This window comes from Bradyrhizobium huanghuaihaiense (assembly GCF_025200885.1).
Lineage (GTDB): Bacteria > Pseudomonadota > Alphaproteobacteria > Rhizobiales > Xanthobacteraceae > Bradyrhizobium > Bradyrhizobium huanghuaihaiense.
In genome coordinates, this window is the sequence record NZ_CP104172.1 from 4,807,131 (window position 1) to 4,830,555 (window position 23,425).

At 65.1% G+C, this 23,425-nt stretch carries 24 protein-coding genes; 13 read left to right on the forward strand and 11 right to left on the reverse strand.

Annotation, left to right across the window (positions count from 1 at the left end; translation table 11 throughout):
* The first annotated feature begins 80 nt into the window (after nucleotides 1-80).
* Nucleotides 81-827, forward strand: coding sequence for an outer membrane protein (locus tag N2603_RS22955; protein WP_018642154.1), 747 nt, complete (start codon nucleotides 81-83; stop codon nucleotides 825-827).
* A 21-nt stretch (nucleotides 828-848) separates the two neighbouring features.
* Here N2603_RS22955 and N2603_RS22960 read toward each other — a convergent pair whose 3' ends face one another.
* Nucleotides 849-1,076: a hypothetical protein gene (locus tag N2603_RS22960; protein WP_145832241.1), complete on the reverse strand. Its 228-nt coding sequence runs from the start codon at nucleotides 1,074-1,076 to the stop codon at nucleotides 849-851.
* A gap of 27 nt (nucleotides 1,077-1,103) precedes the next feature.
* Between N2603_RS22960 and uvrA the strand changes: the two genes are divergently transcribed.
* Both uvrA and N2603_RS22970 read left to right on the forward strand, forming a co-directional pair.
* Complete coding sequence (uvrA, locus tag N2603_RS22965) at nucleotides 1,104-4,079, forward strand: excinuclease ABC subunit UvrA (RefSeq protein ID WP_260383959.1); 2,976 nt, start codon at nucleotides 1,104-1,106, stop codon at nucleotides 4,077-4,079.
* A gap of 126 nt (nucleotides 4,080-4,205) precedes the next feature.
* A complete protein-coding gene (locus N2603_RS22970) occupies nucleotides 4,206-4,775 on the forward strand; it encodes a DinB family protein (RefSeq protein ID WP_260383960.1) in 570 nt (189 codons plus the stop codon).
* A gap of 1 nt (nucleotide 4,776) precedes the next feature.
* Here N2603_RS22970 and N2603_RS22975 read toward each other — a convergent pair whose 3' ends face one another.
* Nucleotides 4,777-5,313, reverse strand: coding sequence for an RNA 2'-phosphotransferase (locus N2603_RS22975; RefSeq protein ID WP_260383961.1), 537 nt, complete (start codon nucleotides 5,311-5,313; stop codon nucleotides 4,777-4,779).
* 72 nt (nucleotides 5,314-5,385) lie between these two features.
* Between N2603_RS22975 and N2603_RS22980 the strand changes: the two genes are divergently transcribed.
* Entirely contained in the window at nucleotides 5,386-5,568 is a 183-nt protein-coding gene (locus N2603_RS22980) for a hypothetical protein (protein WP_260383962.1), read from the forward strand.
* A gap of 143 nt (nucleotides 5,569-5,711) precedes the next feature.
* Here the strand turns inward: N2603_RS22980 and N2603_RS22985 are convergent, their stop codons facing one another.
* A complete protein-coding gene (locus N2603_RS22985) occupies nucleotides 5,712-6,038 on the reverse strand; it encodes a DUF5615 family PIN-like protein (RefSeq protein WP_260383963.1) in 327 nt (108 codons plus the stop codon).
* A gap of 10 nt (nucleotides 6,039-6,048) precedes the next feature.
* Nucleotides 6,049-6,276 carry a DUF433 domain-containing protein gene (locus tag N2603_RS22990; protein WP_260383964.1) on the reverse strand — a complete coding sequence of 76 codons (228 nt, stop codon included), beginning with the start codon at nucleotides 6,274-6,276 and terminating at the stop codon, nucleotides 6,049-6,051.
* A gap of 100 nt (nucleotides 6,277-6,376) precedes the next feature.
* Here N2603_RS22990 and N2603_RS22995 point away from each other — a divergent pair, with 100 nt between their 5' ends.
* Both N2603_RS22995 and N2603_RS23000 read left to right on the forward strand, forming a co-directional pair.
* Nucleotides 6,377-7,018 (forward strand): HAD-IA family hydrolase, encoded by a 642-nt coding sequence (locus N2603_RS22995; RefSeq protein WP_260424237.1) that lies wholly within the window; start codon nucleotides 6,377-6,379, stop codon nucleotides 7,016-7,018.
* Nucleotides 7,019-7,052: 34 nt separating this feature from the next.
* Nucleotides 7,053-7,979, forward strand: coding sequence for a nucleoside hydrolase (locus tag N2603_RS23000; protein ID WP_260383965.1), 927 nt, complete (start codon nucleotides 7,053-7,055; stop codon nucleotides 7,977-7,979).
* A 93-nt stretch (nucleotides 7,980-8,072) separates the two neighbouring features.
* Here the strand turns inward: N2603_RS23000 and N2603_RS23005 are convergent, their stop codons facing one another.
* Both N2603_RS23005 and N2603_RS23010 read right to left on the reverse strand, forming a co-directional pair.
* A complete protein-coding gene (locus N2603_RS23005) occupies nucleotides 8,073-9,011 on the reverse strand; it encodes a YVTN family beta-propeller repeat protein (RefSeq protein WP_260383966.1) in 939 nt (312 codons plus the stop codon).
* A 2-nt stretch (nucleotides 9,012-9,013) separates the two neighbouring features.
* A complete protein-coding gene (locus tag N2603_RS23010; protein WP_260383967.1) occupies nucleotides 9,014-9,580 on the reverse strand; it encodes an SRPBCC family protein in 567 nt (188 codons plus the stop codon).
* A gap of 894 nt (nucleotides 9,581-10,474) precedes the next feature.
* Here N2603_RS23010 and N2603_RS23015 point away from each other — a divergent pair.
* The 6 genes from N2603_RS23015 to N2603_RS23040 are packed head-to-tail and all read left to right on the forward strand — an operon-like array spanning nucleotide 10,475 to nucleotide 15,625.
* The gene (locus N2603_RS23015; RefSeq protein WP_018641892.1) at nucleotides 10,475-11,182 is read left to right on the forward strand and encodes a c-type cytochrome; all 708 of its coding nucleotides are present in this window, start codon (nucleotides 10,475-10,477) and stop codon (nucleotides 11,180-11,182) included.
* Nucleotides 11,183-11,193: 11 nt separating this feature from the next.
* Nucleotides 11,194-12,444 carry a cytochrome c gene (locus tag N2603_RS23020; RefSeq protein WP_260383968.1) on the forward strand — a complete coding sequence of 417 codons (1,251 nt, stop codon included), beginning with the start codon at nucleotides 11,194-11,196 and terminating at the stop codon, nucleotides 12,442-12,444.
* Nucleotides 12,445-12,452: 8 nt separating this feature from the next.
* Nucleotides 12,453-12,629 carry a hypothetical protein gene (locus N2603_RS23025; RefSeq protein ID WP_018641890.1) on the forward strand — a complete coding sequence of 59 codons (177 nt, stop codon included), beginning with the start codon at nucleotides 12,453-12,455 and terminating at the stop codon, nucleotides 12,627-12,629.
* Nucleotides 12,626-13,201 carry a cupredoxin domain-containing protein gene (locus N2603_RS23030; RefSeq protein ID WP_260383969.1) on the forward strand — a complete coding sequence of 192 codons (576 nt, stop codon included), beginning with the start codon at nucleotides 12,626-12,628 and terminating at the stop codon, nucleotides 13,199-13,201. Before N2603_RS23025 ends, N2603_RS23030 begins: the two co-directional genes overlap by 4 nt.
* Nucleotides 13,188-14,810 carry a b(o/a)3-type cytochrome-c oxidase subunit 1 gene (locus N2603_RS23035; protein ID WP_260383970.1) on the forward strand — a complete coding sequence of 541 codons (1,623 nt, stop codon included), beginning with the start codon at nucleotides 13,188-13,190 and terminating at the stop codon, nucleotides 14,808-14,810. Before N2603_RS23030 ends, N2603_RS23035 begins: the two co-directional genes overlap by 14 nt.
* Entirely contained in the window at nucleotides 14,810-15,625 is an 816-nt protein-coding gene (locus N2603_RS23040; protein ID WP_260383971.1) for a c-type cytochrome, read from the forward strand. The genes N2603_RS23035 and N2603_RS23040 overlap by 1 nt, the downstream gene beginning before the upstream one ends.
* Before the next feature lie 127 nt (nucleotides 15,626-15,752).
* Here N2603_RS23040 and N2603_RS23045 read toward each other — a convergent pair whose 3' ends face one another.
* Together N2603_RS23045 and lipA are read right to left on the reverse strand one after the other, a co-directional pair.
* On the reverse strand, nucleotides 15,753-16,235 hold the full coding sequence (locus N2603_RS23045; RefSeq protein WP_260383972.1) for a type II toxin-antitoxin system RatA family toxin: 483 nt from the start codon (nucleotides 16,233-16,235) through the stop codon (nucleotides 15,753-15,755).
* Between the two features lie 6 nt (nucleotides 16,236-16,241).
* Nucleotides 16,242-17,198 carry a lipoyl synthase gene (gene lipA, locus N2603_RS23050; RefSeq protein ID WP_018641885.1) on the reverse strand — a complete coding sequence of 319 codons (957 nt, stop codon included), beginning with the start codon at nucleotides 17,196-17,198 and terminating at the stop codon, nucleotides 16,242-16,244.
* A gap of 130 nt (nucleotides 17,199-17,328) precedes the next feature.
* On the opposite strand from lipA, the gene N2603_RS23055 reads away from it, so the two are divergent.
* Entirely contained in the window at nucleotides 17,329-17,931 is a 603-nt protein-coding gene (locus N2603_RS23055; protein WP_260383973.1) for a DNA-3-methyladenine glycosylase, read from the forward strand.
* Nucleotides 17,932-17,933: 2 nt separating this feature from the next.
* On the opposite strand, the gene N2603_RS23060 is transcribed toward N2603_RS23055, so the two are convergent.
* The 3 genes from N2603_RS23060 to N2603_RS23070 all read right to left on the reverse strand — a co-directional run bounded on the left by N2603_RS23060 (nucleotide 17,934) and on the right by N2603_RS23070 (nucleotide 23,422).
* On the reverse strand, nucleotides 17,934-20,810 hold the full coding sequence (locus N2603_RS23060) for a valine--tRNA ligase (RefSeq protein ID WP_260383974.1): 2,877 nt from the start codon (nucleotides 20,808-20,810) through the stop codon (nucleotides 17,934-17,936).
* 140 nt (nucleotides 20,811-20,950) lie between these two features.
* Nucleotides 20,951-21,733 carry a PopZ family protein gene (locus tag N2603_RS23065; RefSeq protein WP_260383975.1) on the reverse strand — a complete coding sequence of 261 codons (783 nt, stop codon included), beginning with the start codon at nucleotides 21,731-21,733 and terminating at the stop codon, nucleotides 20,951-20,953.
* A 303-nt stretch (nucleotides 21,734-22,036) separates the two neighbouring features.
* Nucleotides 22,037-23,422: a TolC family outer membrane protein gene (locus N2603_RS23070; protein WP_018641881.1), complete on the reverse strand. Its 1,386-nt coding sequence runs from the start codon at nucleotides 23,420-23,422 to the stop codon at nucleotides 22,037-22,039.
* Nucleotides 23,423-23,425: the final 3 nt, after the last annotated feature.

The window sequence follows — 23,425 nt, forward strand, 5'->3', positions numbered from 1 at the left end:
CTGTGAACGTCAGTTGGCTCATAGGGTCCGCTGCTCTTCCTTGCGGAAGGCAACAAAGAGAAACGGAACTGGGGAATCAGATGAAGAAGGTTTTGCTGGCTTCGGCCAGCCTGTTCGTACTCAGCGCGTTGACACCGGCCTCGGCGGCCGATCTTGCGGCCCGCCCCTACACCAAGGCGCCGGTGGCTGTGGCCTCGATCTACAATTGGAGCGGATTCTACATCGGTGCCAACGCCGGTGGCGCCTCGAGCCGCAATTGCTGGGACGTCAACAATATCTTCGGCGTCGCGGGTCCGGACACGGCTGAAGGCTGTCACAATGCGACCGGCGCCGTCGTCGGTGGCCAAATCGGCTATCGCTGGCAATCGGCCAGCTGGGTGTTCGGCCTTGAAGCCCAGGGTGACTGGGCCAACCTGAAGGGCTCGAACACGAGCTTGGTGCTCGCACCGCTGGTCAACGAGACCAAGATCGACGCGCTTGGCCTGTTCACCGGCCAGGTCGGCTATGCCTGGAACAACGTGCTCTGGTACGTGAAGGGTGGCGCGGCCGTCACGCACGCCAAGTACAACGGTACGGTGGGGGGCGTCGTCCTCGATAGCGCAAGCGAGACGCGCTGGGGCGGCGCGGTCGGCACCGGCCTCGAATTCGGCTTCGCGCCGGGCTGGTCCGTTGCGATCGAGTACGACCATCTGTTCATGGGCAAGCGCAACAACTCGTTCACGATTGTCGGCATCAACGACCGTATCGACCGTATCAAGCAGGACGTCGACATGGGCACCGTCCGCCTCAACTACACCTTCGGCGGCCCGGTGGTGGCCAAGTACTAGTCTTGCTCCAACGCCCTCGTGTTACGAAAGGCCGGCCTCGTGCCGGCCTTTTTGCTTGGCGGCAACGTTCCAAAGCAGTTCCGCAAGCCCCGCTGCTGCCACGTGCCGCCAGCGCGCCAACATTCCGTTGACGATTCGCAACTCCCTCTGGAAATCCGTCTCCGTTCTTCCTACGTTCGCTGCCATACCCATCGGCGCCGATCCCGGTTCCGGGCGCAGCGCGCCTTTTTTGTTGGCGCGATCGCGCACCTTTGGGCTTCCTTGAGGGCAACTCGGATGGATGAAGTGATCAAGGCGAAGCGCCAACAACAGAACGCGGGCTCCAGCCTGCGCGCAATTACGATCCGCGGCGCGCGCGAGCACAACCTCAAGAATATCGACGTCGAGATCCCCCGCGACAAGCTGGTGGTGTTCACTGGCCTCTCCGGCTCCGGCAAATCCTCGCTCGCCTTCGACACCATCTACGCCGAGGGCCAGCGCCGCTACGTCGAATCGCTGTCGGCCTATGCCCGCCAGTTCCTCGAGATGATGCAGAAGCCCGATGTCGACCAGATCGACGGCCTGTCGCCGGCGATTTCGATCGAGCAGAAGACGACCTCGAAGAACCCGCGCTCGACCGTCGGCACCGTCACCGAGATCTACGATTACATGCGCCTGCTCTGGGCCCGCGTCGGCGTGCCCTATTCGCCGGCCACCGGCCTGCCGATCGAGAGCCAGACCGTCTCGCAGATGGTCGACCGCGTGCTGGCGCTGCCCGAAGGCACGCGCCTCTATCTGCTCGCCCCCGTCGTGCGCGGCCGCAAGGGCGAGTACCGCAAAGAGCTCGCCGAATGGCTCAAGAAGGGCTTTCAGCGCGTCAAGATCGACGGCACCTTCTATGAGCTCGCGGAAGCTCCGACGCTCGACAAGAAATTCCCGCACGACATCGACGTCATGGTCGACCGCATCGTCGTGCGCGCCGACATCGGCCAGCGCCTCGCCGAGAGTTTTGAGACCGCGCTGAAGCTCGCCGAGGGCCTCGCCGTCATTGAGTTCGCCGACGCGCCGGCCGCCGCGCCCGTCGAGGAAAAGAAGAAGACAGCAAAAATCCACGACAAGAGCGGGCCCGAGCGCATCCTGTTCTCGGAAAAGTTCGCCTGCCCGGTCTCCGGCTTCACCATTCCCGAGATCGAGCCGCGCCTGTTCTCGTTCAACAACCCCTATGGCGCCTGCCCCGCCTGCGGCGGCCTCGGCGTCGAGCAGCATGTCGACGAGGACCTCGTCATTCCCGACAAGGAGCTCTCCTTGCGCAAGGGCGCGATCGCGCCCTGGGCCAAGTCGTCGTCGCCCTATTACGAGCAGACGCTGACCGCGCTCGGCAAGCACTACAAGTTCACGCTCGACACCAAGTGGAAGGATCTCGCCAAGAAGACCAAGGACGCCATCCTCTACGGCTCCGGCGAGGACGAGATCAAGTTCTCCTACCAGGACGGCGTGCGCTCCTACGACACCAAGAAGCCGTTCGAGGGTGTCATCACCAACATCAACCGCCGCTATCGCGAGACCGAGAGCGAGTGGGCGCGTGAGGAGCTGGCAAAGTATTTCCACGACGTGCCCTGCGAGGGCTGCAAGGGTTTTCGGCTCAAGCCCGAGGCGCTCTGCGTCAAGGTCGGCGACAAGCATATCGGCGAGATCTCGGAGCTGTCGGTCAAGAAGGCCGGCGAGTGGTTCGAGACCGTGCCCGAGGCGCTGAACAAGCAGCAGAACGAGATCGCCGGCCGCATCCTGAAGGAGATCCGCGAGCGCCTGACCTTCCTGCTCGACGTCGGCCTCAACTACCTCACCCTGTCCCGCTCCTCCGGCACGCTGTCCGGCGGCGAGAGCCAGCGCATCCGCCTGGCCTCGCAGATCGGCTCGGGGCTCACAGGCGTGCTCTACGTGCTGGACGAGCCCTCGATCGGCCTGCACCAGCGCGACAACGCCCGCCTGCTCGACACGCTGAAGCGGCTGCGCGACCTCGGCAACACCGTGGTCGTGGTCGAGCATGACGAGGACGCCATCCGGCTTGCCGACTACGTGCTCGACATCGGGCCCGGCGCCGGCATGCATGGCGGCAACATCGTTGCCGAAGGCACGCCTGCCGAGATCATGCGCAACCCGAAATCGCTGACCGGCAAGTACCTGACCGGCGAGCTCGAGGTCGAGGTGCCGGAGCGGCGCCCGCCGAACCACCGCCGCACCATCAAGGTGGTCAACGCGCGCGGCAATAACCTCAAGAACGTCACCGCCGAGATTCCGCTCGGCCTGTTCACCTGCGTCACCGGCGTCTCCGGCGGCGGCAAGTCGACGCTCCTGATCGACACGCTCTACCGCGCCATCGCCCGCAAGCTGAACGGCGCCAGCGAAGGCGCCGCGCCGCACGACCGCATCGAGGGCCTGGAGCATATCGACAAGATCATCGACATCGACCAGTCGCCGATCGGCCGCACTCCGCGCTCCAACCCCGCGACCTACACCGGCGCCTTCACGCCGATCCGCGAATGGTTCGCCGGGCTGCCGGAAGCCAAGGCGCGCGGCTACGAGCCCGGCCGCTTCTCCTTCAACGTCAAGGGCGGCCGCTGCGAGGCCTGCCAGGGCGACGGCGTCATCAAGATCGAGATGCACTTCCTGCCCGACGTCTACGTCACCTGCGACGTCTGCAAGGGCAAGCGCTACAACCGCGAGACGCTGGAAGTCCTGTTCAAGGGCAAGAGCATCGCCGACGTGCTCGACATGACCGTCGAGGAAGCCGCCGAGTTCTTCAAGGCGGTGCCGCGCGTGCGCGAGACTTTTCAGACCCTGCACCGCGTCGGACTCGATTACATTCACGTCGGCCAGCAAGCGACCACCCTATCGGGCGGCGAAGCGCAACGCGTCAAACTGGCAAAAGAGCTGTCCAAGCGCGCCACCGGCCGCACGCTCTACATCCTGGACGAGCCGACCACCGGCCTGCACTTCCACGACGTCAAGAAGCTGCTGGAGGTGCTGCACGAGTTGGTCGCGCAGGGCAACACGGTGGTCGTCATCGAGCACAATCTCGAAGTCATCAAGACCGCCGACTGGGTCATCGACCTCGGCCCCGAAGGCGGCGACGGCGGCGGCGAGATCGTCGCTTGGGGCCCGCCGGAGGACATCGCCAAGGCACCGCGGAGCTACACCGGCAAATTCCTGGAGCCGGTGCTGAAGAAGGCGCGGAAGCCGAAGCGGCGGAGCACGAGTGAGGCGGCGGAGTAGGCGCTTTGAACCGAAGCCGTAGGGCGGATTAGCGAAGCGTAATCCGCCACGCCCTCTCGTGAGACGGTGGACCGCGCTTCGTCATTCTCGCTCGACGAACCACCAAGGATCGGGGAGAGAACCGACATGTCCGCAGGACTCGTGCAGACCTATCGCGCCTTCGCCCACAACAATGCCTGGGCGAACCATCGCCTGCTCACGGCCTGCGCCGCGCTACCTCAGTCGGAATTCGAAGCTCACCGCACCGGCTTCTTTCCAAGCCTGCAGCGCACGCTGAACCACATCTACGTCATCGACCTCTTCTACATCGATGCGCTTGAGGGCGGCTGGCTCGGACCTGCGGCCTGGAAGAACGAAGTGCCCCTTCCTGCCCTTACTGCGCTGAAGCCTGCGCAAGCCACGATGGACAAGCGCCTGATTGCCATCTGCGATGCGCTGACGCCCGCGCGGCTCGATGACGTCGTGAAGATCAACCGCGACACGAGCGTTCAGACCGAGCGCCGCGACCGGCTGCTCATGCATCTGTTCCAGCACCAGATCCATCATCGCGGACAGGCGCACGCCATGCTGTCCGAGACGGCCGTCGCGCCGCCACAGCTCGACGAGTTCTTTGCCGAAGGCGAAGCGCCGCTCCGGGCTGCCGAATTCGCCGAACTCGGCTGGACCGAGGCGACCGTCTGGAAATCGCAGATATAGGCTACGCCAGGAACTCCGGCGGCACATGGTTGGTCAGCCACACGCCATTGTCCGCGCGAAAAAACCTGAATCCCTTGGCATGCATACCGCCGGCATCGACCTTGAAGACGTGCGGCTTGCCGTGGCGCTGACCGACGCGCTGCGCCGTCGCCTCATCGAAGGACAGGTGCACCTGCTGGCGCGCCTGCGGCTTCAGTCCCTCGGACAGGATCGCTTCGACGAACCGGGTTGCGGTCCCGTGATACAGGACCGACGGCGGCTCCTGCGCCGCCAAGCCAAGTTCAACGGAGACGGAATGGCCTTGCGCAGCGCGAATGCGCTCGATATCGGCTGACAGCGAGAAACGCTTCTTGTCGCTCTCTGCAACGACACGCAGCAGATCGTCGCGGTCAAACGTTGTGCCGGCGGCATCTGCCTTGGCGATCAGGTCGTCGATGCTGGCCCACCCCTGCGAGTCCAGCACAAGCCCGATCGCATCAGGCTTGTGGCGCAAAACGAAGCTCAGAAATTTGCTGAGCTGGGTGTCATCTATCGGCATGGCGTCCCTTCCGGTTCCGCACCTCTACACTTAAGTGGTTGACAAGGCCAGATGAGCGATCTGGAGGGAGCGATGCCCAGTCGACCCTATACTCTCTTCCGGAAAGCCATCCTCGCCGAGCAGCAGGTGACTTGTATCTACGAGGGCCACTACCGCGAGCTCTGCCCGCACATCATCGGCACCAGCAAGAGCGGGGAGGAAGCTGTGCTGGCCTGGCAGTTTGCCGGCGAGAGCAGCGGACCGCTGCCGCAATAGCGGTGCCTGAAGCTGGCCAACGTCAGTGGCGCCCGGGCACGCGATGGCCACTGGTTTGAAGGCGGCTCACATCGGACGACCCAGACCTGCGTCAGTAACATTGATCTCGACGTCAATGTTGAAGTCCGCAGGTTGCGGTCCCGCTAGCTGCCGACGAATTCAATCACCGCCTCACCCCGCGCGACGGCTTCGACAATTTGCGGCATCGCGCCTAGAAACTGGCGGATCAGCGCGCGATTGTCGATGTTGCCGACGCGCACCCATAGCACGATCGGTCCCTGACCCTTTGCAACGCGGAGAAGCGAAAAGTCGCGATCCTTGGTGACGAGAACGGCCGATCGAGAAATGGCTTCGTTCCAGATCACACCGTCGATCGCGTTTGCCATCCCGAACTCGGCCACATGAACCGCATCGTATCCAGCGCGACGCATGGCTTCCGCGAGTGCCGGAGGAAGCTTGGCATCGATCAAGTATGGCAAGCTATTTGGCCGCTATGATCGGGTGATCGACCTGACGGGCAGCATAGGCGAGCACCGCGTCAATATCGGCCTCTTCAAGATACGGATAGTCTTCGAGGATGCTCTCCCGCGTCTGTCCCGCTGACAGCAGCCCCAGGACGTCGGCAACCGTGACGCGCAGGTCGCGAACGCAGGGGCGTCCATGCATACGCTGGGGATCAACCGCAATCCTTGCCAGTAGCTCCGACATCTGTCACCTCTGGGCCTTAATATAGCATCTCCGATCGCATCTGTCAGCGCGTCGTCGGCTGGACCCGATGCGCGAGTCCATCCGGTACTTCCTCTCCCCCATGCCCTACTCCTTCGCCATCTTCGATCTCGACGGCACCCTCGCCGACAGTTTTCCCTGGTTCCTGCGCGTCATCAACGACGTTGCCGATCGCTTCGGCTTTCGCCGTGTCGCCGATGAGGACATCGAGGGGCTGCGGCATGCCTCGAGCCGCGAGATCCTCACCCGGCTCGAAGTGCCGCTGTGGAAGCTGCCGGCGATCGCGCGGCATGCGCGGCGGCTGAAGGCGGAGGCAGCAGCTGAGATTTCGCTGTTTGCGGGCGTCGAGACCATGCTGCGGACGCTGGCGGAGAACGGCGTGCAGCTTGCGCTGGTGACGTCAGACAGCGAGGCCAATGCGCGCGAGAAGCTCGGCGAGGCTGCCGCGCTATTCTCGCATTACGACTGCTCGGCATCGCTGTTCGGCAAGGCCGCGAAATTCCGCCGCGTCGTCCGGCGCGCCGGCGTGGACCCCGGCCGCGTCATCGCGATCGGCGACGAGGTGCGCGACATCGAGGCCGCGCGGGCCGCAGGGATAGCCTGCGGCGCGGTCAGCTGGGGCTATGCCGCGCCGGCGGCGTTGCGGGCGCTTGCGCCCGATCACATGTTCGCCCAGATGGAGGAGATTGCCGAAGTGGTCTGCCGGATCCAGCAGAGCGTCTGATCCGCAATCGCAGCGCACGGCTGGGGAGACGTCAATGACACTCACGGACGCAAGCCGCCTCAAGCTCCTGGAGCCGCCGGTCGGCCGGTTGCGGGTCGTGCTCGACACCGACACCTATAACGAGATCGACGACCAGTTCGCGCTCGTGCAGATGCTGCTGTCGAAGGACCGCCTCTCAGTCGAAGCGATCTACGCCGCGCCGTTCTTCAATGCGCGCGCGGACAGTCCCGGCCACGGCATGGAGCTGAGCTATCAGGAAATCCTGCGCCTGCTGGATCGCCTGAACGTCGCGCCGGAAGGCCTGGTTCATCGCGGCGTCACCGACTATGTCGGCCCCGGCAAGACGGCGCGGACGGCCCCCGCCGTGGACGACCTCATCACCCGGGCGCGCGCGGGCACCCCGGACAATCCGCTCTACGTCGTTGCCATCGGCGCCATCAGCAACGTCGCCTCTGCGCTGCTGAGGGCGCCCGATATCATCGACCGGATCGTCGTGGTCTGGCTCGGCGGCCATGCGCTGGAATGGCCCCACACGGTCGAGTTCAATCTGAAGCAGGACGTCGGCGGCGCGCAGGCGCTGCTCGACAGCGGCGTGCCGCTCGTCCTCGTGCCTTGCATGGGCGTCACCTCGCGTCTTCACTCGACTGTTCCGGAGATCGAACGCTACGTCGAACCCCACGGCAGCATCGGCGCGTTTCTCGCCATGCGCTTCAAGGAGTATGCGCCCGACCACATGGGCTGGGCCAACGAAATCTGGGACATGGCGCCGGTCGGCTGGCTGCTCAATCCCATGTGGGCACCGAGCGTGATCATCCCCGCTCCGGTCCTCACGGATCAGATGACGTGGAGCGTCGACCGCAGGCGGCATCCGATCCGCTACGTGATCTATGTGGACCGCAACCCGATCCTGAAGGATTTTTTCGTGAAGTTGCGAGACTTCGCCGCGTCGAAGGTGCCGTAGCCCGGATGAGCAAAGCGACATCCGGGAGCGTCGGTGGATAAGGATGGCACTGTCCCGGATATCGCTTCGCTCATCCGGGCTACGAGACATCCCCTACTCCGTCCTGCGCAAGAACGCCCCGAACGCGCGCGGGCCGTCGCCGGTCTTGATCTCGCCGATCACCTTCAATTCGACCGCATCGATGATGCTTAGCGTATTGCTCTCCCAGCAGGCGACGATGATGCGCTTGCCGTCGGCGGTTGCCGCAATGCCTTCGGGGTAGTCGCCGACATTGATGCCCTTGATCGGCTTCAGGCTCGTGAGCTCGAACACGCTGACCGTGCCGCCATACTGGTCGGTGACGAAACCGCGCCCTTGCGTCAGCGCCACCGCATAGGGACGCATTCCCACCGGCACGCGGCCGACCTCGCGCGCCTCCGCGATGTCGATCACGGAGACGTCGTCGGAGCCGACATTGGCGGTGTAGGCGCGCTTGCCCTCGGCATCGATGGTAACGCCGAACGGGCGCGTGCCGACCTTGATCACCGCCTTGCGTTGGCGCGTCGCCGCGTCCACGACCGAGACGCTGTCGTCGTCGCGGTCGGCCGACAGCAGCAGCTTGCCGTCGGGCGTCACTGACAGCCCCGACGGCGAGGCGCCGACCGCGATGCTGGCTGTGACGCTGCGGCTCGCGGCATCGATCACCCGGACCGCCGCCGCGTACCAGTCGGCGACATAGACGGTACGGCCGTCAGGCGCCACGGCAATGCCGAGCGGCCCGCCGCCGACCTCGATCCGCCCCGTCACCTGCCGCGCGGCGGCGTCCACCACCGTCACGGCCTTGGCATCCGGGCTCGTGACATAGGCAAAGCGCCCGTCGGCACTGACGGCGACGCCGGCCGGCTTGCCGCCGATCGGGATGGTCGCAACGCTGCGCGAGGTCGCGAGGTCCACGACCATCAGATCGTCGCTGAGCTGGTTGGTGACGAACGCCTCTTCGGCTGACGCCTGGGCGATGCTGGCGGCGAGCGCCGCCAGGACCAGGACCCGCACGGTCAGCTTCCGCTCTCGATCTTCTTCTTCAGCGCCTCGAGGCCGGCCTTGTAGAGCCCGCTCACCGCGGTCTTGGCGGCTTCGTCGCTCAGCTCGGGCGGCGGATCGTTGTTGGGAAAGCCGCGGTAGAACGCCCCGGCCCATTCCAGCGTCGCGCCCTTGCCGTCGGCGCTCGGCGTCACCGTCAGCGTCGAGGAATAGTTGGTGACCGGCAGCACCTTCACGTCGACGGAGGTGATCCGGTAGGAATAGGTCATCGCGGCGGCGTCGAACTTGTAGAGCTCCTCGTCCACGGTGGCGCCGCCCGTCAGCGTCAGCTTCCGCGTCGCGCCGATCTCGTTGCCCTTCTCGCCCTCGGTCTTGGTCACCGGCGGCAGCCAGCTCATGTCCTGGAAATTGCCGATCACGGCCCAAACCTTCGCCGGGGCTGCGTTGATCTCGATGGATTCCCGCACTTTCTGCCGGGTCGGTCCGTGGGCCCAGGCCGGCCCAAACGCCGTCGTCAGGGCCATCCCCACCACCGCCAGCGCCGCCACCCCGGCGAGCGCCGTTCCGCTTCTCATCCTCATCTCGTTTCCTCACTCTTCAATCTGCGCGACTTGAGGCGCGCTGGGATCATCGTAGCGCATTTTGGGGCCGAGGGGAGACCGGTTCGTGGCATGGCGGAGGCGGAGTCGCGTTCACGCCATAGCTTGCGTTGCCCGACGGGCAAAACACACAAGACCGGGGTCAATGCATCAGGACGAAAACAATTCGCTTTACGCGAATTCGGATTTATCGCATGTTGCAGCCATCCCAGCCCGGTCCGAGGGGCGTTCGCGATCGTCACGACACGCGGGATGGGACGTGGTGGACGCAGGCGGCGTCGGCGCGAAGGTGGTTTGCAGGGCGGCTCACGCCGTGAGCAAACACTAGCGCGCGCACGACCGGTGCAGCCTGCGTACGGCAAAATCGTGTGGTCCTGGCGCCCGGGGTCTGTGCGCCAAGTCCTGCTGTGATGCTGCGACCCAACCGGGCGCGCGCATCAGCCATCCGCAGGGCGACGGGGGCAATAGTGCATCGCTCCCCGGGGAGAGCACGACATAAGCCGTCAAACCACTGCGCAGGGAAGGCCGTGTGTTGGGCTTCACCTGTATGCCGCTGTGCAGCCTCTTGTAGCGCAACCTTCGCACAGTGGACCGTGGGTGCCCGGCCGGCACCCGGCCTTCCCTGCGCCTTCTGACAAAGAGAGCGCGATACGACGAAGCAAAGCTCGGACGAAACGCGTCGCGAGATCAAAGTGTCATGTCTGCTTTCCAAAAAGCACGCAATTTTTGTCGAAAACGATCGGGATCATAAATGTGCAGGCGCGACCAAACGTCGTCACACGTGCCTGATCTTGCGCAGGAAAATATTGGCGCAATAATGCCGCTCTACCTTGTGATCCGGAATCAACCGGACCAGTCTTGTGGAGGGCGACGCAAGTGTTCGCTCGCACCGCGGCCTCGGCCGCCGTCATTGTCACTTTGGCCGCGTTTGATGGTGCGGCCGCACAAACGGCCAACCAGCCGCCGGATACGATGGCGGCGCGGGTGGAAGCCTGCACGCCCTGTCACGGCAACAAGGGCGAAGGCACCAGCGACGTCTATTTCCCGCGGCTGGCCGGCAAGCCCGCCGGCTATCTCTACAACCAGCTCCTCGCCTTCCGCAGCGGCCGGCGCAAATATCCGCCGATGAACTATCTCTTGGAGTTTCTGCCCGATCCGTATCTGGAAGCGATGGCGGAGTATTTCGCCAGCGAGCATCCGCCGCTGCCGCAGCCGGCGCCGAGCGAGGTCAGCAAGGATGTCCTCGCGCAGGGCGAATTGCTCGCGACCAGCGGCGACGCCGGTCGTAACATACCGGCGTGCGTGAGCTGTCATGGCCCGGGCCTTACGGGCATGCAGCCCGGAATTCCCGGCCTGCTCGGCCTGCGCGCCGCCTATATCAGCGCGCAGCTCGGCGCCTGGCGATACGGCACGCGCACGGCGAAGTCGCCCGACTGCATGCAGCTCGTCGCCGGACACCTGACGGAAGCAGATGTTACCGCCGTCGCAGCCTGGCTCGCGGCGCGTCCCGCGCCTGCCAACCCGGCTCCCGTGCCGAAAGGCACCTACGCGCTGCCGTTCGGCTGCGGCAGCCAGCCCAACTGACGAGGCGGATGATGGGCTCGAAACTGTCGATCGCAATCCTCGCCTTCACCGCGCTCACGACGGTTGCGCAGGCGCAGGACAAGACAAGCGACAAACCCGGCGACATCATCGCGCGCGGCGAATATCTCGCGCGCGCCGGCGATTGCACCGCCTGCCACACCGCGCCGGAGGGCCGTCTGTTTGCCGGCGGCCGTGCCATGCCGACCCCGTTCGGCACGCTCTACACCTCCAACATCACGCCCGATGCCGAAACCGGGATCGGCAAGTGGAGCGCCGACGATTTCTACAAGACCATGCACAGCGGCCGCTTCCCCGATGGCGGGCTGATCTATCCGGCGATGCCGTTCGCCTCCTACACCAAGGTCACGCGCGCCGACAGCGACGCGATCTTCGCCTATTTGCGCTCGATCCCGCCGGTGAGCCAGAAGAACAAGCCGCACGACCTGCGCTTCCCCTATGACAACCGCCAGCTCATCCTCGGCTGGCGCACGCTGTATTTCCGCGAGGGTGAGTTCAAGCCCGACCCGGCCAAGTCGGCAGAATGGAATCGCGGCGCCTATCTCGTCGAAGGCCTCGGCCATTGCAGCATGTGCCATTCGCCGATCAACGCGCTCGGCGGCACTTCGAAATCGGACGCCTTCAAGGGCGGCCTGATCCCGATGCAGAACTGGTACGCGCCGTCCCTGACCTCCAACCGCGAGGCGGGACTCGGCGACTGGAGCATCAAGGACATCACCGACCTGCTCCAGACCGGCGTTTCGGCACGGGGCGTGGTCTACGGCCCGATGGCCGAGGTCGTGCACAACAGCCTGCAGTATCTCAGCGACGAGGATACGCGCGCGATGGCGGTGTACCTCAAGGGCATCTCGGAGCCCTCCCCGCCGCCGCCGGCAAGCTCGGCGTTGCCGACCACCGAGAGCAGCCTGCTGATCAGCCTCGGCAAGACCGTCTACGACAAGAACTGCGCGAGCTGCCACGGCACGCAGGGCGAAGGCAAGCCGCCGCATTGGCCGCCGCTCGCCAACAACCAGTCGATCGAGATGGAGTCGGCGGTCAACCCGATCCGCATGGTGCTCAATGGCGGTTATCCGCCGGGCACAAAGGGCAACCCGATGCCTTACGGCATGCCGCCCTTCACAGGGCTCCTCTCCGACAATGAGGTCGCCGCCGTCGTCTCCTACATCCGCACCGCCTGGGGCAATCGCGGCACGCCGGTCTCGGCGCGCGAGGCCAACGAGCTGCGCTCCGCGCCGCTGAATTGAGAGACGTCATGATCAATTCCGATCCGCCGACCAGCCCAGCCGCCGCCGACCAGGCCGTCGAAGAGGTCGTGGCACAAGGCCCCTCCGGAGCGATCGTGCTCGCCGGCATCGCGACGGCCTGCGTCGTCGCGATGTGGCTCGCCTTCTATCTGTTCGTCTTCCTGCCGCGCGGGCCGCTGCAATGAGCACTGAGGAAACCCATGGAAACGGCAGCGCCAGCGCCGAGGTCGCGGCCCGCGTCGAGCGGCGCTGGGCCACCATCGCCGTGATCATCATCGTGATGATGGCGCTGCTCGCGGCCTTCGCCGGCATCCACCGCGCGACCATGCCGCAGCCGCGCGTCGAGACCACCGATCCCTCGCGGATTCATCTGTCCGGCGAATTCGTCGAGAGCAATCTCGGCAGCGTGCTGGAGGCCAATGGCAACGTCACCGTGCGCGCGATCGGCCAGCAATATTCCTTCACGCCGGCCTGCATCGTGGTGCCCGTGGACACGCCGATCACGCTGCGTGCCACCAGCGCCGACGTCGTGCACGGCATCCTGATCCAGGGCACCAATATCAACACCATGCTGGTGCCGGGCTACGTCTCCGAGCAGCTGATGCGCTTTGCGAGGACCGGAGACTATCTGATGCCCTGCCAGGAGTTTTGTTCCTTCGGCCATGAGGGCATGTGGGGCAAGGTCAAGGTGATCGACAAGACCGACTTCGCGGGTCGTGCGAAGGGCGGCGGGAGGCTGAGCTGTGTTGGTCAATAGGAAGCTCATCCTCGCCCATTTCTGGCTCGCCTTTGCGGTGTTCGGCGTCGCGCTGACGCTCGGCGCCTGGCAGATGTTCATCCGCAGCCCGATCGGCACCTGGCTGTCCAACCCAGAGCTCTATTACCGCTCGCTGACCGCGCACGGCACGGTGATGGGCTATGTCTTCCCGACCCTGGTGGCGATGGGCTTTGGCTATGCCATCAGCGAGTCCGCGCTGGAGCAGCGCCTGGTCGGCGTGCGCTGGGCCTGGACCGGCTTCTGGCTGATCGTCATCGGCAGCGTCATGGCGGTGATTCCGGTCGCGTTGGGGCGCGCTTCGGTGCTCTACACCTTCTATCCGCCGCTGATTGGCAACGTCTTCTACTATCTCGGCGTCGTTCTGGTCGTGGTCGGCTCCTGGATCTGGGTCGCGCTGATGTCGATCAATTTGCGCGTCTGGCGCAAGGCCCATCCCGGCGCGCCGGTGCCGCTCGCGATGTTCGCCAATGTCGCGGGTGCTTACCTCTGGGCCTGGACCGCCGTTGGCGCCGCGCTCGAGCTGCTGCTTCAAATCATTCCCGTCGCGGCGGGACTGAAGGCCACGATCGACGCTGGCCTCGCCCGCGTCTTCTTCTCCTGGACGCTGCACGCCATCGTCTATTTCTGGCTGATGCCGACCTACATCGCCTACTACACCATCGTGCCGCGGGCGATCGGCGGCCGCGTCTATTCCGACAGCATGGCGCGGATCTCCTTCATCCTGTTCCTGGTGGTGGCGATGCCGATCGGCATGCACCACACCTTTGCCGATCCGATGGTCGGCGCCGGCTTCAAGTTCATCCATTCGGCCTTCACCGCACTGGTCGCGCTGCCGACGCTGCTGACGGTGTTCACGATCTGCGCCTCGGTCGAGATCGCGGCGCGGTTGCGTGGCGGTCGCGGGATGTTCGGCTGGATCAGGGCCCTGCCCTGGGACAATCCGATGATGCTGGCGCTGGCCTTCTCCTTCGTCATGCTCGGCTTCGGCGGCGCCGGCGGCCTCATTAACATGAGCTATCAGCTCGATGCGTCGATCCACAACACGCAGTGGATCACCGGACATTTCCACCTGATCTTCGGCGGCGCCATCGTGATCATGTATTTCGCGATCGCCTATGATCTGTGGCCGCATCTGACCGGGCGCGAGCTCATCGACCTCCGCCTGATCCGCACCCAGCTCTGGCTGTGGTTCATCGGCATGATCGTCACCACGTTCCCGTGGCACTGGGTCGGCATCCTCGGCATGCCGCGCCGCATGGCCTATTTCGACTTCGGCGATCCCGCGATCGCGCCGCAGGCGCTCTCGGTCACCTTCTCCGCAATCGGCGGCTTCATCCTGCTGGCGTCGGGAATCCTGTTCCTGGTCATTCTCGCCCGCGGCATGCGCGCACCTCAGGCCGAGGCCGGACCCTATCGCTTTGCGCTGGCCGTGCACCAGCCCGCGACCGTGCCGATCGCGCTCAACACCCACGCGCTCTGGGTGGCGCTGATGATCGCGCTGACCCTCACCAATTACGGCTACCCGATCCTGACGCTGGCGATGACCGAGGGCACGTCGGTGCCGGCCGTCTATGTGGGAGCGCAGTGATGAGCGCGCGCGACCTCTTCACCTTCAGCAATCCGCATTTCACACGCGGCGTCGGCATCACCGCTGCGATTCTGATCGTGACCGCGATTGTGGGCTTCATCGTGCTGCCCTTCGCCCAGCCCTGGGTCCAGTTCGCCAATGTCTGGGACGCAATCTGCAGCGCCGCCGGCGTGCCGCAGCGCGCGCCGGTCGTTGCGGCACCTGGACACGAGAAACGCCTGTCCGAGGTCGTGCTCACGTCGAACACGCTGGCCCGTCCGAGCCAGGAGGCGATCGGCCGCGGCGCCACGCTGGCGCAGCGCTGCGCGATCTGCCACGGCCCGACCGGCATCAGCCGCGCGGATTCGCCGAACCTCGCCGGCCAGTACGCGGCCGTGATCTACAAGGAGCTGCACGATTTCCGCTCCGGCGCACGCGCCAATGCCGTGATGTCGCCGTTCGCCGTCAATCTGACCGATCAGGAGATCGCCGATCTCTCGCTCTACTACGCCTACCTGCCGCGGCTGCCCGCCTATCACCCGACGCCGCAGCTTCCCAAACCCAACATCGTCATCTACGGCGCGCCGATGCGCGGGATCGCGCCCTGCGGCTCCTGTCACGGCAGCCTCGACAACAAGACCGGCAGCCCGTGGCTGGAAGGCCAGTCCGAGGCCTATATGAAGGCGCAGCTCCACGCCTTCGCGACCAGTGAGCGCCGCAACGACATCAGCCAGCAGATGCGCAACATCGCGCGCGCGATGACGCCGCAGGAGATCGAGCAGGCCGCGGCGTATTACGCCTCACAGCCGCCTGATGTGGTGAAGGCGGTGGATTGAGGGTTTGGCACGCCTGCCTCCCCATCGTCATTGCGAGCGCAGCGAAGCAATCCAGAATCCCTCCACGGAAAGACTCTGGATTGCTTCGTCGCTTCGCTCCTCGCAATGACGGTGGAGAGGGTACGCTCTACGTCGACGCCAGCTTCGGCCGCCCGTAGATCACATCCGCCCGCTTCTCGAACGCGGCCGAGAACCGCGCGAAGGCGGCGTCGAACATCGAGCCCATCAGCATCGCCAGCATGCGGCTCCTGAACTCGTAGGCGAGGAAGAAACCGACGTCGCAGACGCCCTCACCCCCCTCCTGGCCTTTGGGCTCGAACGTCCAGCGATTTTCGAGCTTACTGAACGGACCTTGCAGATATTCGACGAGGATTTTCAAATTGCTGCGGTCGAGCGTCACGCGGCTGGTAAAGGATTCCTTGACCAGCTTGAACGACACCGTCATGTCCGCGACCAGCACCTCGGTGCCGTCGGGCTTCGCCATGCGCTGGCGCACCTTCAGTGCGCTGCACAGGGGCACGAATTCCGGGTAGCGCTCGACGTCGGCGACCAGATCAAACATCTCGGATGCGCTGTGATTGACACGGCGCTTGCTCGAAAATTTGGGCATATCGGTTCAGCGGGCGCTAGCTGCCCGCGCGGCCTTCAGTCTCGCAAAATCCTCGCCGGCATGATGCGAGGAACGGGTGAGCGGGCTCGCCGACACCATCAGGAAGCCCTTGGTGTAGGCGATCTTCTCATAGGACGAAAACTCGTCCGGCGGCACATAACGCATCACCGCGTGATGCTTGCGGGTCGGCTGCAGATATTGCCCGATCGTCAGGAAGTCGACGTCGGCCGAGCGCAGATCGTCCATCACCTGCTGCACCTCATGGCGCTCCTCGCCGAGGCCGACCATGATGCCGGACTTGGTGAAGATGGTGGGATCGAGCTCCTTGACCCGCTGCAACAGGCGGATCGAATGGAAGTAGCGCGCGCCGGGCCGCACCGTGAGATAGCGCGACGGCACGGTCTCGAGATTGTGGTTGAACACGTCGGGCCGCGCCGCGACCACCACCTCCAGCGCACCTTCCTTGCGCAGGAAGTCGGGCGTCAGGATCTCGATCGTGGTCGAGGGGCACGCGGCGCGGATGGCGCCGATGGTCTGGGCAAAATGCTCGGCGCCGCCGTCAGTGAGGTCGTCACGGTCGACCGAGGTGATGACGACGTGGGCGAGACCCAGCTTGGCCACGGCCTCGGCGACGTTCTGAGGCTCCGCCGCATCCAGCGCGTTGGGCAGGCCGGTCTTGACGTTGCAGAAGGCGCAGGCCCGGGTGCAGGTGTCACCCATGATCATGAAGGTCGCGTGCTTCTTGTCCCAGCACTCGCCGATGTTCGGGCAGCCCGCCTCCTCGCACACCGTGTGCAGGCCGTTGGCGCGCACGATATTGCGGGTGTCGGCATAGCCGCGGGTATTGGGCGCGCGTACGCGGATCCAGTCCGGCTTCGGCGGCGAAGCGGAATCAGGGCGATTCACCTTTTCAGGGTGGCGCGGGCGCAGCGGGTTCGAGATGGTATCGACAATAACGACCATAGGGTATCCGGTCTGTTCAGGTCCTACCTAGTCGGTCTGGCCCGGCATCGCAACCCGGCTCGCACCACTTCAGGGAACATGGCAGATATGGGCAATATCCTGCTCTGTTCTCAGGCGATTCTCACCTCGAATGGCTCCAGTCTCGAAACCTTCCACACCTCGGCTTGGCCAGGCCCTGAAGCGCGCCTTTTTCGCGCGCAACGTCCGCGAGGTCGCCCACGACCTGATCGGTGCGACCATGCTGGTCGACGGCGTCGGCGGGATCATCGTCGAGGTCGAGGCCTATCATCATACCGAGCCGGCGGCGCACTCCTACAACGGCCCGACGCCGCGGAACCAGGTGATGTTCGGCCCGCCGGGCTATGCCTATGTCTACCGCTCCTACGGCATCCACTGGTGCGTGAACTTCGTCTGCGAGGAGGAAGGCTCGGCCAGCGCCGTCCTGATCCGCGCACTGGAGCCGACGCATGGCTTGGCTGCGATGCGCCGGCGCCGCCATCTCCAGGATCTGCACGCGCTCTGCTCGGGCCCGGGCAAGCTGACGGAGGCGCTCGGCATCACCATCGCGCACAACACGCTGCCCTTGGACCGGCCGCCAATCGCGCTGCATGCACGCACGGAGGATTTGGAGATCGCGACCGGCATCCGGATCGGCATCACCAAGGCCGTCGAGCTGCCCTGGCGCTATGGCGTCAGGGGCTCGAAGTTTTTGAGCAAGCCGTTCCCGAAGTAGGCCTACGACGCCTGCTTCAACCGCTCCAGCGCCTCCAGCAGCTTGGCCTTGCGGGCCAGCGCCGCCTCGCGCTTCTCGCGCTCCTCCTCGACGACCTCCTCGGCCGCGTTGGCGACGAACTTTTCGTTCGCCAGCTTGGACTCGGCGCGCTTGATGTCGGCGTCGGCCTTGCCGATCTCCTTGTCGAGACGCGTGCGCTCGGCGGCAACGTCGATCACGCCCTTCAGCGGCAGCGCAGCCACTTCGCCGCGCACAAGCAGCTGAACGGCACCGTCAGGTGCACGGTCGGCGAAGGAGATGTCGGACAGCCGCGCCATGCGTTTGATGACGTCGGTCCAGCGCGGCGCGCGCTCCTTCGTCTCGACCGACGCGCCCGCAAGCACCAGTGCCGTCAGCGTCGCCGGCGCGATATTCATCTCTGCGCGCACGGAGCGGATTTGCGTGACCAAGTCGATGACCCAGCCGATCTCGGCTTCCGCCTTGGGATCGGTGAAGTCGGCATGGTCGAAGATCGGCAGGACCAGGGCCGGCGAGATCAGCGGATCGGTCGGGCCGGCCGCCGCGGCGAGCATCGCGAGTTGCTCCGGCGTAGGCTCAGCCGGCTTCAGCGGCCACGGCGCCAGCGCGAGCAGACCGTCGCGCTTGGCCGTCACCTCCCACAGCTCTTCGGTGATGAAGGGCATGAAGGGATGCAGCAGCTTCAGGATTTCGTCGCGCGCCCAGGCCACCATGGCGCGGGTTTCGTCCTTGGCGGGGCTGTCCGGGCCGAGCAGCACGGGCTTGGCGAGCTCGACATACCAGTCGCAATAGACGTTCCAGACGAAGCGGTAGATCGCACCGGCGGCATCGTTGAAGCGATAGGCCTCGATCGCCTCGGTCACCTCGCGCGTGGTGTGCGCGCTCTCATGCGCGATCCAGCGGTTCAGCGTCTCTTTCGCCTTGGCCGGCTCGAAGCCGTCGGGCACGGCGCAATGGTTCATCTCGGCAAAGCGGGACGCATTCCAGAGCTTGGTCGCGAAATTGCGGTAGCCCTCGACGCGGCTGGTGGCGAGCTTGATGTCGCGGCCCTGCGCCGCCATCGCGGCCAGCGTGAAGCGCAGCGCGTCCGCACCATATTCGTCGATCAGGTTGAGCGGATCGATGACGTTGCCCTTCGACTTCGACATCTTGGCGCCCTTCTCGTCGCGGACGAGGGCGTGGATGTAGATCGTCGAGAACGGGATCTCCTTCATGAAGTGCATGCCCATCATCATCATGCGGGCAACCCAGAAGAAGATGATGTCGAAGCCGGTGACCAGCGCATTGGTCGGGTAATAGCGCTGCACCTCGGGCGTATCGTCGGGCCAGCCGAGCGTCGAGAACGGCCACAGCGCCGAGGAGAACCAGGTGTCGAGCACGTCCTCGTCACGCGTGATGAAGCCTTCGCGCTTGTTGCGATCGAGCGCCATCTCGCGGCCCTGCTCGACCGTGATGACCTCCTGCTCGACGTAATAGCCGAGCGCGTGGCTGATCGCCTCTTCCTCGGTCTCGGCGACGAACACTTTGCCGTCGGGCCCATACCAGGCCGGGATCTGATGGCCCCACCACAGCTGGCGCGAGATGCACCAGGGCTGGATGTTTTCCATCCACTCGAAATAAGTCTTCTCCCAGTTCTTCGGCACGAAGGTCGTTTCGCCCGAGCGCACCGCCGCGATCGCCGGTTTTGCCAGCGTCTTCGCGTCGACATACCACTGGTCGGTCAGGTACGGCTCGATCACGCTGTTGGAGCGGTCGCCGTGGGGCACCATGTGGGTGTGCGGCTCGATCCGCTCGACGAAGCCGAAGGATTCCAGCCGCTCGACAATGCGCTTGCGCGCCGCGAAGCGATCGACCTTGTTGAACTCCTCGGCGAATTGCGCGGCGCCTTCCGGCAGGTCGCGCAGGTAATCCTCGTTGTCGAGGAGATCGAGGCAGCCTTCCTTGTCGAGCACGCTGATGCGGCGCAGGCCGTGGCGATTGCCGACCTCGAAATCGTTGAAGTCGTGCGCCGGCGTCACCTTGACCGCGCCCGAGCCCTTCTCGGGATCGGAGTATTCGTCGGCGACGATTTTGATCTTGCGGCCGACCAGCGGCAGGATGACGTTCTTGCCGATCAGCTTCTGGTAGCGCTCGTCCTCCGGATGGACGGCAACGCCGGTGTCGCCGAGCATGGTCTCAGGACGCGTGGTGGCGACCACGATGAAGGTCGTGGGATCCTCGGGGCTGAAGGTCTTGCCCTCGATCGGATAGCGCAGATACCAGAGGCTGCCCTTGACCTCGGTCTGCTGCACTTCGAGATCGGAGATCGCGGTCAGGAGCTTGGTGTCCCAGTTCACCAGCCGCTTGTCCTTGTAGATCAGGCCCTCGCGGTGCAGCTCGACGAACACCTTGACGACGGCGTTGGACAGGCCCTCGTCCATGGTGAAGCGCTCGCGCGACCAGTCGCAGGACGCGCCGAGCCGCTTGAGCTGGTTGATGATGGTGTCGCCGCTCTCGGCCTTCCACTGCCAGACCCGTTCCAGAAACTTCTCGCGGCCCATCTCGCGGCGGCCGGGCTGCTGGCGCTCCATCAGCTGCCGCTCGACCACCATCTGGGTGGCGATGCCGGCATGGTCGGTGCCGGGCTGCCACAGCACGTCGCGGCCGCGCATGCGCTCGAACCGGCACAGGATGTCCTGGAGCGTGTTGTTGAGGGCGTGGCCCATGTGCAGCGAGCCCGTCACGTTCGGCGGCGGGATCACGATGGTGAAGGGCACCGCGTCGCGGCGGTCGGGACGGCCGGCCTTGAAGGCAAGGCTGTCCTCCCAAACGACGGACATGCGGGCTTCGATATCGGCGGGCTGGTAATTTTTCTCGATCATGGGGCTGCTAGAAAGCCGCGCGCGGGGGCCAAGTCAACGAAAAGGTCAGCGGAAAGCGAGGCGGCAACAGCGCTTTCTGGTCCGGTCCGGAGCCGAATATGACCTGTAAGCCGGGCTTTATGAGGGCCCTGCGGCCGGCTTTACCTGCCGCCGCGCGAGACCCGCTCGATTTCGGCCTTCACGATGCGTTCAACCAGGCCCGGCAGGTTGTCGTCGAGCCAGGACTTCAGCATCGGACGCAACATCTCCTTGACCAGATCCTCCAGCGTCCGCGCATTGCTGCTGAGGACCGTATGGGCCAGGGAGTTGAAGGCGGATTCGACTGCGGAGACGGTCGATTGCGCCAGGATCGGCTGTTGCGGCGGCAGCGGCGGTGCATCGAAGTCCACCGGCGCGTAGGACGGCGGAGGTGCCGGACGCGGCGGCGGCGATTCGGCGAATTCGAGATCGTCGCGCGGCTCGACCTTGCGGAAGCTTGGCGGCGGCGGAGGCGGTGTCGGCGCCGGGTCCATCGCCATTTCGTCGGTCAATTCGAGCACGTCGGGTTCAGGCTCGGGCTCCGGCTCCGGTTCTGGAGCACGGACCTCGGGCGCAGGCGTGGCCGCGTCGAGCCCGGCCAGCAGCGCGTCGATATCGTCCTGGCTGTTCGGTCCGGCATCCGCAGCGGGCGCGGGCGGCGGCGGCGCGGGAGCCGGCTTTGGGGCCGGCGGCGGTGCGGGCTTTTCGGCGGCAGGTTTGGGCGGAGCGACCTTGGATGGCGGAATGTCGTTCATCGGCTTCGGCGGCGCGGCGGGCGTCGCAGCCTTCTCGGGCTTCGCAGCTTCGGCCGGCGGCGGCTTGGCCTCGTCGTCGGCAATGATGCGCCGGATCGAGGCCAGAATCTCCTCCATGGAGGGTTCTGTGACCTTTGCAGGCTGCGTCATCTCCGACTCCACATCATCAACGCCCTCGCATGCGTTGTTTTACACCAAGCACGACAGGATTGGCCGGTTCCGCAACGAGCGCCCCGACATTTTCGCCGCGGCAGCCCGACTTGTCCCCAGATCACGGCTCAACGTGCGGCGGCGTGCCCTGCCCTCGGCACTCAAGCTCTACGCATACGATATCGGTTGCGGAGCGAATCGATCCGCATCTTCTTGGCAAGGCTATGTCAGGGATTTTGATGATTGCAAGCAAAGCACCGGTCGGCCGCAATTGTTCGCGAGGCCGACCGGATGACTACGGGATCAGCGCCCGTCAGGCGTGCGTACGCCGCCCCAGCTGTCGCGGACCTGATGGTAGTGAACGCTTGCATCGTAGACCGTGGTCGAAAGACCAAGCACCTGGGGCGCCAGACGGCCGACGGCGGCAAGGACGTTATACGATGCCACCACGCGGTCGTGCTGCGCGGTCACCAGCGCGACGCGCGCATTGACCAGCGCCTGCTGCGCGTTGAGCACGTCGAGCGTGGTGCGCTGACCGGCCTTGGCTTCCTCGCGCACACCGTTGAGTGCGATCTCGGACGCCGTCACCTGCGCCTGCGCAGACTGCACCTGCGCCTTGCCGGCCTGCAGCGTCCCCCAGAACTGCACCACGTTCGCACGAGTCTGGTCGCGCGTGGTTTCGAGGTTGAGACGCTGCTGCGCCAGGTTTTCCTTGGATTGGCGGATCAGCGAATATTCGCTACCGCCCTGATAAATCGGCACCGAGACCTGCGCGATCGCGGATGCGTTGAACGAGCGCAACTGAATCAAGGACTGTTCGTTGGACTGCGTGGCCGCTGCCTGGACCGTAACCGTCGGCAGCAACGCACCTTCGGCAACTTTGACCTGCAGGAAATTGACGTCGATGCCATACATTGCGGCCGTGACGTTGGGATGCTCGATCAGACCGAGCTCGACCGCCGAAGCGAGCGTTGACGGCAGGAACCGGTCGACCGGCGAGCCCGGTGCGAGGTTCGTCGGCTCGTTGCCAATGATGCGGCGGAAGTTCGCCCGCGTCGTGGTGAGGTTCGCCTCCGCGGTGAGCGCCTGCGTTTTGCCGGCCGCCAGTTGCGCTTCCGATTGCGCAACGTCGGTGCGCGTCACTTCGCCGACGTTGAAACGATCACGGGTCTGCTTCAGCGTCTGCTCGAGCACGCGCACGTTGCTGCGCTGGACTTCCAGTGTCGCGGCATCGCGCAGATAATCCATATAGGTCGTCGCGGCCTGGAGCAGCACGGTTTGATCGAGGCTGCGCAGCGCTTCGCGTGCGCCCGACACCTGACTCTCCGCCGCCCTCGTTCGGTTGGCGGTCTGGTTGCCATTGTAGAGCGTCTGCGTAGCGGTAACGCCAACGCTGCGAGGCAACACCGATCCGTGGATTGCATTACTCCCCACGCCGCTCTGCAAATCCGTATATTGATAGCCGCCGCTCGCGGTCAGTGCGACCTTGGGGCGATACCCGGACAAAGCCTGCGGCACGTTCTCGTCGGTCGAGCGCACCTGCGCGCGCTGTGCGTTGAGCTGCGGATTGTTCTGATAGGCGCGCACCAAGGCGGCCTCGATCGTGTCCGCCAAGGCAGGCGTCGGCCCGGCCAGCGCCAGCAGCAGGACCGAAACCGCAGCTCCGGTGAAGAGCTTCACCCCATGCATCCC

What these genes read in the sequence shown, in the direction of transcription:
- N2603_RS22955 (WP_018642154.1), top strand. Translation starts at nt 81, where the DNA reads ATGAAGAAGGTTTTGCTGGCTTCGGCCAGCCTGTTCGTACTCAGCGCG.
- uvrA (WP_260383959.1), top strand. Translation starts at nt 1,104, where the DNA reads ATGGATGAAGTGATCAAGGCGAAGCGCCAACAACAGAACGCGGGCTCC.
- N2603_RS22970 (WP_260383960.1), top strand. Translation starts at nt 4,206, where the DNA reads ATGTCCGCAGGACTCGTGCAGACCTATCGCGCCTTCGCCCACAACAAT.
- N2603_RS22975 (WP_260383961.1), bottom strand. Translation starts at nt 5,313, where the DNA reads ATGCCGATAGATGACACCCAGCTCAGCAAATTTCTGAGCTTCGTTTTG.
- N2603_RS22980 (WP_260383962.1), top strand. Translation starts at nt 5,386, where the DNA reads ATGCCCAGTCGACCCTATACTCTCTTCCGGAAAGCCATCCTCGCCGAG.
- N2603_RS22990 (WP_260383964.1), bottom strand. Translation starts at nt 6,276, where the DNA reads ATGTCGGAGCTACTGGCAAGGATTGCGGTTGATCCCCAGCGTATGCAT.
- N2603_RS22995 (WP_260424237.1), top strand. Translation starts at nt 6,377, where the DNA reads ATGCCCTACTCCTTCGCCATCTTCGATCTCGACGGCACCCTCGCCGAC.
- N2603_RS23000 (WP_260383965.1), top strand. Translation starts at nt 7,053, where the DNA reads ATGACACTCACGGACGCAAGCCGCCTCAAGCTCCTGGAGCCGCCGGTC.
- N2603_RS23010 (WP_260383967.1), bottom strand. Translation starts at nt 9,580, where the DNA reads ATGAGGATGAGAAGCGGAACGGCGCTCGCCGGGGTGGCGGCGCTGGCG.
- N2603_RS23020 (WP_260383968.1), top strand. Translation starts at nt 11,194, where the DNA reads ATGGGCTCGAAACTGTCGATCGCAATCCTCGCCTTCACCGCGCTCACG.
- N2603_RS23025 (WP_018641890.1), top strand. Translation starts at nt 12,453, where the DNA reads ATGATCAATTCCGATCCGCCGACCAGCCCAGCCGCCGCCGACCAGGCC.
- N2603_RS23030 (WP_260383969.1), top strand. Translation starts at nt 12,626, where the DNA reads ATGAGCACTGAGGAAACCCATGGAAACGGCAGCGCCAGCGCCGAGGTC.
- N2603_RS23040 (WP_260383971.1), top strand. Translation starts at nt 14,810, where the DNA reads ATGAGCGCGCGCGACCTCTTCACCTTCAGCAATCCGCATTTCACACGC.
- N2603_RS23045 (WP_260383972.1), bottom strand. Translation starts at nt 16,235, where the DNA reads ATGCCCAAATTTTCGAGCAAGCGCCGTGTCAATCACAGCGCATCCGAG.
- lipA (WP_018641885.1), bottom strand. Translation starts at nt 17,198, where the DNA reads ATGGTCGTTATTGTCGATACCATCTCGAACCCGCTGCGCCCGCGCCAC.
- N2603_RS23055 (WP_260383973.1), top strand. Translation starts at nt 17,329, where the DNA reads ATGGCTCCAGTCTCGAAACCTTCCACACCTCGGCTTGGCCAGGCCCTG.
- N2603_RS23060 (WP_260383974.1), bottom strand. Translation starts at nt 20,810, where the DNA reads ATGATCGAGAAAAATTACCAGCCCGCCGATATCGAAGCCCGCATGTCC.
- N2603_RS23065 (WP_260383975.1), bottom strand. Translation starts at nt 21,733, where the DNA reads ATGACGCAGCCTGCAAAGGTCACAGAACCCTCCATGGAGGAGATTCTG.
- N2603_RS23070 (WP_018641881.1), bottom strand. Translation starts at nt 23,422, where the DNA reads ATGCATGGGGTGAAGCTCTTCACCGGAGCTGCGGTTTCGGTCCTGCTG.